Source organism: Streptomyces sp. NPDC056361, assembly GCF_042262805.1.
Lineage (GTDB): Bacteria > Actinomycetota > Actinomycetes > Streptomycetales > Streptomycetaceae > Streptomyces.
On the sequence record NZ_JBHJQI010000234.1, the window covers coordinates 1 to 7,686 of the forward strand.

At 73.7% G+C, this 7,686-nt stretch carries 8 protein-coding genes; 4 read left to right on the forward strand and 4 right to left on the reverse strand.

The genetic code is table 11. The features are described 5' to 3' along the window. Positions 1 to 174 precede the first annotated feature (174 nt). Together ACFCY7_RS38730 and ACFCY7_RS38735 are read right to left on the reverse strand one after the other, a co-directional pair. The gene (locus tag ACFCY7_RS38730) at positions 175 to 564 is read right to left on the reverse strand and encodes a VOC family protein (RefSeq protein WP_376490780.1); all 390 of its coding nucleotides are present in this window, start codon (positions 562 to 564) and stop codon (positions 175 to 177) included. 111 nt (positions 565 to 675) lie between these two features. Next, positions 676 to 1,569 carry a LysR family transcriptional regulator gene (locus ACFCY7_RS38735; RefSeq protein WP_376490781.1) on the reverse strand — a complete coding sequence of 298 codons (894 nt, stop codon included), beginning with the start codon at positions 1,567 to 1,569 and terminating at the stop codon, positions 676 to 678. Positions 1,570 to 1,687: 118 nt separating this feature from the next. On the opposite strand from ACFCY7_RS38735, the gene ACFCY7_RS38740 reads away from it, so the two are divergent. Both ACFCY7_RS38740 and ACFCY7_RS38745 read left to right on the forward strand, forming a co-directional pair. Then, on the forward strand, positions 1,688 to 2,965 hold the full coding sequence (locus tag ACFCY7_RS38740) for an MFS transporter (protein WP_376490782.1): 1,278 nt from the start codon (positions 1,688 to 1,690) through the stop codon (positions 2,963 to 2,965). Continuing rightward, a complete protein-coding gene (locus ACFCY7_RS38745; protein ID WP_367823933.1) occupies positions 2,965 to 3,282 on the forward strand; it encodes a cupin in 318 nt (105 codons plus the stop codon). Before ACFCY7_RS38740 ends, ACFCY7_RS38745 begins: the two co-directional genes overlap by 1 nt. 138 nt (positions 3,283 to 3,420) lie before the next feature. Here ACFCY7_RS38745 and ACFCY7_RS38750 read toward each other — a convergent pair whose 3' ends face one another. After that, positions 3,421 to 4,239, reverse strand: coding sequence for a cache domain-containing protein (locus ACFCY7_RS38750; RefSeq protein ID WP_376490783.1), 819 nt, complete (start codon positions 4,237 to 4,239; stop codon positions 3,421 to 3,423). Further along, complete coding sequence (locus ACFCY7_RS38755) at positions 4,193 to 5,044, reverse strand: FadR/GntR family transcriptional regulator (protein ID WP_376490784.1); 852 nt, start codon at positions 5,042 to 5,044, stop codon at positions 4,193 to 4,195. Before ACFCY7_RS38755 ends, ACFCY7_RS38750 begins: the two co-directional genes overlap by 47 nt. A 137-nt stretch (positions 5,045 to 5,181) precedes the next feature. Here ACFCY7_RS38755 and ACFCY7_RS38760 point away from each other — a divergent pair, with 137 nt between their 5' ends. Together ACFCY7_RS38760 and ACFCY7_RS38765 are read left to right on the forward strand one after the other, a co-directional pair. Further along, positions 5,182 to 6,219, forward strand: a complete 1,038-nt coding sequence (locus ACFCY7_RS38760; protein WP_376490785.1) for an ABC transporter ATP-binding protein — start codon at positions 5,182 to 5,184, stop codon at positions 6,217 to 6,219. Between the two features lie 182 nt (positions 6,220 to 6,401). Continuing rightward, positions 6,402 to 7,601, forward strand: a complete 1,200-nt coding sequence (locus ACFCY7_RS38765; protein WP_376490786.1) for an ABC transporter substrate-binding protein — start codon at positions 6,402 to 6,404, stop codon at positions 7,599 to 7,601. The last annotated feature ends 85 nt before the right edge of the window (positions 7,602 to 7,686 follow it).

The window sequence follows — 7,686 nt, forward strand, 5'->3', positions numbered from 1 at the left end:
CTGGTGCGTGCTCTCTGCGTGCCGGGTGGAAGTCCGCGTACTGGACGTACTCGGGCTTTCGCCCGGTGCGGCGAGAGCGCGTGCCAGGCGTCGCGGGGCAGACGGGAAGGTGACGACAGGCCCTAGGGGTGAGGGCCGCACCCCACTTGGGGCGCGGCCCTCGACGCGAGGTGCCTAGGCGGTCCAGCCGCCGTACGGCACGGTGATGAGCTCCATGGCGTGGCCCGCCGGGTCCATGAAGTAGACGCCCCGGCCGCCGTCGTTGTAGTTGATCGCGCCGGGCTGCTTCCGGTGGGGGTCGGCGTAGTGCTCGATGCCGCGCTGCCCGATCTTCGCGTACGCCGCGTCGAACTCCTCTTCGGAGACCAGGAACGCGTAGTGCTGCGGGGTGATCCGGTCCGCGGGGATGGTGGCGAAGTCCAGCGTGACGCCGTTGTTCAGGGCCACCGCGATGAACGGGCCCCACTCCGAGGTGATCTCGAGGCCCAGCAGGTCCACGAAGAACTCCGCGGACTCCCGGTTGTCCCGGGCGTGGACGATGGTGTGGTTCAGATCGACTGACAAGGAATGCCTCCGAGGGCATCTCCCGACACCTCCATGCCTCACCCAGTCGGTGACCGACACGCGATGTCGCCGTCAACCCTAGTCGCCGCGGACACCCCCGCACCACCGGTTTCAGGCCGGGTCGGCCGTGCCGACCGCCGCCACGAAGGCCCTGAGCAGGTCGGAGTCAGCGGTGGCGGTCGGCCAGGCCAGGCCGTACGCGAGGGGCGGGGCGTCGCGCAGCGGGACGTAGGCGATGCCGGGGCGCGGATGGTAGGCGGCGCCGCGTGCGGCGCCGGGGGTGGCTCCCCGGCCCGCCGACACGTGGGAGAGGACCTCCTGCCAGGTGGCGGCCGCCGGGCCCCGGCCGACGGGTGCGCCGGACGGGGTGCTGCGGGGGTAGTGGTGGTCGGTCCAGTAGTCCGGGGCGGTGCCCTCGGGGGCGATCAGGTCCAGGCCGGCGAGGTCCTCAAGGGTCAGGGAGGCGCGGCGGGCCAGCGGGTGGGCGGCGGGCAGGAGCAGCACGCGGTCGTCGGTGGTGACGACGGGGCCGGTGGTGAGGTCCGGCTCGCGGACGGGGAAGGCCACGCACTGGACGTCCAGCGTGCCGTCCTTGAGGGGGCGGACGCCCTCGTCCAGCTGGACCTCCCGCACGGTGATCTCGCAGGCGGGGTGGAGCGCGAGGAGGGTGTCGGCGGCGGCCGTGAGCAGCTCGCCGCCCCACGGGGTCCCGAAGCCGGCGCGCAGCCTGCCGTGGAGGCCGCGCCCCGCGGCGGTGGCGCGTTCGAGGGCGGAGCGCAGCTGCCGGTAGGCGGGCAGGAGGTCCTCGTGCAGGGTCCGGCCGACCGGGGTGAGGCGGACGCTGCGGCTGGTGCGGGTGAAGAGGGGCGTGCCGACGCGTCGCTCCAGCTTCTTGACGGTCTGGCTGACGCGGCCGGTGGTGACGCCGAGGCGTTCGGCGGTGCGGCCGAAGTGGAGCTCTTCGGCGAGCGTCAGGAACGCCTCCAGTTCGTACCGTTCGAGCATCGCCCCTCCACCGATCGTTGAGTGTGGCTCAACGCCGCTTCGATGATCGCATCTTGTTCGGCCCGGGTGCGGGCGGGGAGCCTGGAAGGGTCCGCCTCCCCCGTACGGAAGAGAGTCCGTGGAACCCAGCCCCCTCGCCGCACCCGCACCCGTCCGGCCCGTGAACGTGCCGCTCTTCGCACTGGCGGGCGCCGTCACCGTCGCCAACCTCTACTTCCCTCAGCCGCTGCTCGCGGCCGTGGCGCGCGGTCTCGAGGTCTCGGAGCGGACGGCGGGGCTCATCGCACCGGCCGCCCAGGTCGGGTACGCGCTCGGGATCCTGCTGCTCGTCCCGCTGGCCGACACCGCGCGGCTGCGGCGCCTCACCTCCGTACTGCTCGCCCTGACCAGCGCGGCCCTGCTCGTCGCCGCGGCGGCCCCCGACGTGGTCACCCTGGCCGTCGCGACGCTCGCGCTCTCCACCACGACGGTCCTGCCGCAGATCCTCACCCCGGTGGCGGCCGTACTGGCGGGCCCCGGGCGGCGGGGCCGGGTCGTGGGCCTGGTGGGCCTCGGCCTGACGCTCGGCTCGGCCCTCTCCCGAACGGTCTCGGGCGCCGTGACCGACGCGACCGGCAGCTGGCGGGCGGCGTACGTCGTCGCCGCCGCGGCGACGGCGGTCCTGCTGTTCGTGCTGCCGCGGCGACTGCCCGACCGGCTGGGGTCGCGGGGGCGCACGTCGTACGCCGGGCTCCTGGCCGGCCTGCCCCGGCTCCTGGCCGCCCATCGGGAGCTGCGGGTCTCGGCGCTGCTCGGGGCGTGCGCCTTCGCCTCGTTCAGCGTCTTCTGGACGGTGCTCGCCTTCCACCTGGCGGCCCCGCCCCTCGGGTACGGGCCGGGGGTGGCCGGCCTGTTCGGGCTGCTGACGCTCCCCGCGGCGCTGCTCTCGGCGACGGCGGGTCCGCTGGCCGACCGGTACGGGACGGGTGCGGTGAACGCGGGCGGCCTCGTGTGCGCGGGACTCGGGCTCGGGCTCGCGGTGCTCGCGCCGTCCTCCCCCGTGGCCCTGGCTGCCGGGGCGAATCTGCTGGTGGTCGGGGTCAGCTCGTCCCAGGTGGCCGCCCAGGCGCGGATCTTCGCGATCGGGCAGGAGGTGGCGGCGCGGGTCAACACGGTCTTCATGCTGGCCACCTTCGGCGGCGGCGCGCTCGGCTCCCTGGCCGGTTCCTGGCTGTACGCGGTCCACGGCTGGTCGGCCGCGCTGCTCGCGGCGGGGGCCTGCGTCGCCGCCGGGCTCGTGGTGGTGGCCGGATCGGCGCGACCGGCGGCCCCGAGTTGCGTCCCGGACGGCACACGGGAGGCTGGGGGTATCCACCCGCACGCCGCGCCGGAGAGAACCCCGCAGGGAGAGACATGATGCTTGACCTCACCGCGCTCGCCGACGAGCACCTCGCGGCGGCCCGTACGGCCCCGCACGGACGCAGCGCCCATCTCGTGATGCACGACGGGGTGCTCCGCCAGACCGTCATCGCCCTGACCTCGGGCACGTCCCTCGACGAGCACAACGCGCCCCCGGCGGCCAGCCTCCAGGTGCTGCGGGGCCGGGTGAACCTGACGGCCGCCGGATGGACGGAGGCCATGTCGGAGGGCTCGCTGCGGATGATCCCGAAGGAGCGCCACGGCCTGACCGCACTGGAGGACGCAGTGGTCCTCCTGACCGCCGTGAACGACTGACCGAGGTGAGCCACTGACCACAGTGAGCCACTGCCGCCGTGAGCCACTGACCGCAGCGAACGACTGACAGCAGTGAACGACTGACGCCCGAAAGCGGCTGGCGTCCGAAAGGCCGAAGGGCCGGTGCACGCGCGCGTGTCAGGGCGCGGCGGTGACCAGGACCAGGGGCACGCCGCCGCAGGGCAGCAGGCGCAGGCCTTCGGCGTGGTGTGCGGCGGCCGGCGGGCCGGCGAGGACGGCGGCGAAGTCCGGACCCCTGGTGAGGGACCCGGCGAGGTGGGCCGGGTCGGTGGACGCGGCGACCCGGCCGCGTGCGTTGACCAGGCGGGCCGGGACGGGCAGGCGCTGGAGCACGGGCAGCACGGCCGCCTCGAAGTGGCGCAGGTAGACGTCGGCTGCGGCGACGCCGACGAACCGGCCGGCGTGGAGGACGGGGGCGGAGAGCGTCAGCCCGTACTCGTCGGAGCACAGGTAGTCGACGTACGGTCCGGCGACGGCCCGCCGGCCGGTCTCGCGGGGCAGGGTGTACCAGTCCCAGTGGGTGTAGTCGGAGTAGGCGGAGTGCTCCGGGTCGAGGTCGAGGAGGAGCGGGCGTACGGTTCCGCCGGGTCCGCGCTGCCACCATTCGAGGCAGCCCGGGACGTCGTCGAGGAGGCCGGGCGCGGCGACGAAGCCCACGCCGGAGACCAGCGGGAGGGCGTCGAGACGGGCCCGCAGGCCGGGGCGCAGGGCCGCAAGGTCGGCGGCGGCGGGCGCACGGCCGGCCCCCGTCACGTCCGCGAGCAGCGCGCTCGTCTCGGCGCCGGTCTCGGCGACGGCCGCGAAGACCTGTTCGAGGGTGTCCCGGACGCGGCGGACGACCTCGGCGGCGGGTCCGCCGTCCGATGTCGCCGCACCGGCCCGCATGGTGTCAGCGGTGGCCCGTGCGGGGCCCGCGAGCCCGGTGCTCCTGGCCATGGGTGTCCTCCTCGGACCGAGGCTCGGCTGCGCGGCCGGGGGCGGCCAGGCGCAGCGCGATCAGCCGCTCCACCGACTCCCGTACGCATGTCTCGGCGAGCGTTCTGGCCCGCTCGTCGGCCTCATCCTGCACGGCGGAGATCACGGCGCGGTGACGATCCGACAGAACGGCCAGATGTGCGGGGTCGTCGAGGACGAGGCAGAGCAGGGCGCCCAGGTCCGTCTGGAGGGCGATCTCCTCGCGGGTGAGGCGCGCGGACTGCGCGGCGGCGGCGAGTTCGACGTGGAAGCGGCCGTAGAGCCTGCCGCGGGTCGCCGGGTCGGTGGCGGCGGTCAGCTCCTCGACCGTACGGGTGAGGGGGCGCAGGTCGCCGGGCTGGGTGCGGCGGGCCGCGAGCAGGGCGGCGGCGCCGGAGACGGCCGCCCAGTGGTCGCCGAGGTCGCGCAGCTCCTCGGTGGACCAGTCGGCGAGCCGGGCGCGCAGCCGCTCTTCGGGAGGGCTGTCGGGCAGGGTGACGAAGCTGCCGCCGCCGCGGCCGCGGCGGGTGGTGACGAGTCCCTGCTGCCGCAGGGCCATGAGGGCTTCGCGCAGGGTGACGGTGGAGACGCCGAGCTGTCCGGCGAGCTCGGTCTCGCCGGGCAGTTGCTCGCCGTCGGCGAGGAGGCCCAGTTCGATGGCGTCGGCGATGCGGCGGACGACGGTGTCCACGCGCGCGCGGGTGTCGACGGGGGTGAAGGCGGCCCTGCGGGCGGTGCCCGCTCCGGGCGCGCGGTCCCCGCCGTCCGGCCTGCCGTTCGGTCTCACGGTTAACCACCTCGCGCGTCGAGCTTGAGCGTTGACTCAGCCTTTACCTTAAAGGGGTCTTGAGATTTGAACTATGACTTCATATGTTTACGCCCACGCCCGAGCAACGCTCCACCGCACCAGAAAGGTTCCCGCCCATGGAGGGAATGGCGATCCGGCTGACGGGACTGCGCAAGACCTACGGCCGGACCGAGGCCGTGGCCGGCGTGGACCTGGAGATCGCCGACGGCGAGTTCTTCTCGATGCTCGGCCCCTCCGGATCCGGGAAGACGACCGTGCTGCGGATGATCGCCGGCTTCGAGACGCCCAGCGGGGGCACCGTCGAGCTGGCCGGCCGGGACGTCACCCGGCTCGCGCCCTTCGAGCGCGACGTGCACACCGTCTTCCAGGACTACGCGCTCTTCCCGCACATGACGGTCGAGCAGAACGTCGCCTACGGCCTCAAGGTGCGCGGAGTGCCCCGCGCCGAGCGCCTGGTGCGGGCCCGCGCCTTCCTCGCCCGCGTCGGCCTGGAGGGCCTCGGCCGCCGCCGGCCCGCCGAGCTGTCCGGCGGCCAGCGCCAGCGGGTCGCCCTGGCCCGCGCGCTCGTCGGGCGCCCCCGGGTGCTGCTCCTCGACGAACCGCTGGGCGCGCTCGACCTCAAGCTCCGCGAGCGGATGCAGGTCGAGCTCAAGGAGATCCAGCGCGAGGTCGGCATCACCTTCGTGTTCGTCACCCACGACCAGGAGGAGGCCCTGACGATGAGCGACCGGATCGCGGTCTTCCACCAGGGCCGGATCGAGCAGGTCGGCACGCCCGCCGAGATCTACGAACGCCCCGGAAGCCCGTTCGTCGCCGGATTCGTCGGCACCTCCAACCTGCTGAGCGGCGACACCGCCCGGCGGCTGGTCGGGGCACCGGGCACGTACAGCATCCGGCCGGAGAAGATCCGGATCGTCACCGACCCCGCGGCCCCCGCCGACTCCGGTGTCGCCACCGCCGCCGGCACGGTCGCGGAGGTCGTCTACCTCGGCGACTCGACCCGCTTCCTGGTCGACCTCGACGCGGGCGGCCGGCTCACCGCCGTCCAGCAGAACCTGGAGACGTCCTCCGCGGACCTCGCGGGCTTCCGCGGGGCCCGTGTCGGCCTCCACTGGCACCCGCAACACGCCGTGTCCGTCCCCGAGACGCCGTAACGCCCCGCCCCCGCCCCTCCGGCACACCCGCGCAAGCGGCCCCGTCCCCTCAGACCCACGTCCCCGCAGGCCCGCGTCCCCGCAGGCCCGTGCCGCCTCCGGTCCGTGCCGCCGCAGGCCCATGTCCCCTCACAGGCCCCCGTTCCCTCAGGCCCCCGTCCCCTCACGCAACGGAGAACCACGTGCGCCCGCACCGCTCCCTCCTGACCGCAGCCGCCGTCTCGGGACTGCTCCTCGTCACCGCCTGCGGATCGGCGGACCCGGCCGGCTCCGGCAAGTCCGGCGGCCTCAACCCGCCCGACCTGAAGGCGCCCACCGCGCTCGGCAAGGCCGAGGGCGAGGTCAACCTCATCGCCTGGGCGGGGTACGTCGAGGACGGCTCCAACGACCCGAAGGTCGACTGGGTCACCGCCTTCGAGAAGCAGACCGGCTGCCAGGTGAACACCAAGACCGCCGCGACCTCCGACGAGATGGTCGCGCTGATGAAGACCGGCGCGTACGACGCCGTCTCCGCGTCCGGCGACGCATCGCTGCGGCTCATCGCCTCCGGCGACGCCGCTCCCGTGAACACCGCGCTGGTCCCGAACTACGCCGACGTCTTCGCCGGGCTCAGGAACAAGGACTGGAACTCCGTCAAGGGCGTCGCCTACGGCATCCCGCACGGCCGCGGCGCCAACCTCCTCATGTACGACACCGAGAAGGTGAAGCCCGCCCCCGACTCCTGGTCCGCCGTCTTCGACAAGGCCTCCGCGCACAGCGGGAAGGTCACCGCCTACGACTCCCCCATCTACCTCGCGGACGCCGCCCTGTACCTCAAGGCGACCGAGCCGGAGCTGGGCATCCAGAACCCGTACGCGCTGGACCAGAAGCAGTTCGACGCCTCGGTCGCCCTGCTCAAGGAGCAGAACGCGCACATCGGCGAGTACTGGAGCGACTACCTCAAGGAGATCTCCGCCTTCAAGAGCGGCGACTCGGTCGTCGGCACCAGCTGGCAGGTCATCGCCAACCTCGCCGAGGCCGAGGGCGCGAAGATCGAGGCGGTCCTGCCGAAGGAGGGCTCGACCGGCTGGTCCGACACCTGGATGGTCTCGGCCAAGGCCAAGCACCCCACCTGCGCCTACAAGTGGCTCGACTGGATCGTCTCGCCGAAGACCAACGCCCAGGTCGCCGAGTACTTCGGCGAGGCGCCGGCCAACGCGAAGTCGTGCGCCGAGACCGCCGACAAGAACCACTGCGCCACCTTCCACGCCACCGACGAGGGCTACTGGAAGCGGGTGCACTTCTGGACCACGCCGATCGAGCAGTGCCTCGACGGGCGCACGGACGCGCGCTGCGTCCCGTACGCGAAGTGGGTCCAGGCCTGGAACGAGATCAAGGGCTGATCACGCCGCCATGACCACGCTCTCCCCCTCCCCGCGCGCCACCGGCGCCGGTGCCGACGCCGGGCAGGACCGGGGCACCGGTCCC

Bases quoted from the DNA above. Each gene is read 5' to 3' on its own strand.
- ACFCY7_RS38760 (WP_376490785.1), top strand. From the start codon at position 5,182: ATGGAGGGAATGGCGATCCGGCTGACGGGACTGCGCAAGACCTACGGC.
- ACFCY7_RS38750 (WP_376490783.1), bottom strand. From the start codon at position 4,239: ATGGCCAGGAGCACCGGGCTCGCGGGCCCCGCACGGGCCACCGCTGAC.
- ACFCY7_RS38735 (WP_376490781.1), bottom strand. From the start codon at position 1,569: ATGCTCGAACGGTACGAACTGGAGGCGTTCCTGACGCTCGCCGAAGAG.
- ACFCY7_RS38745 (WP_367823933.1), top strand. From the start codon at position 2,965: ATGCTTGACCTCACCGCGCTCGCCGACGAGCACCTCGCGGCGGCCCGT.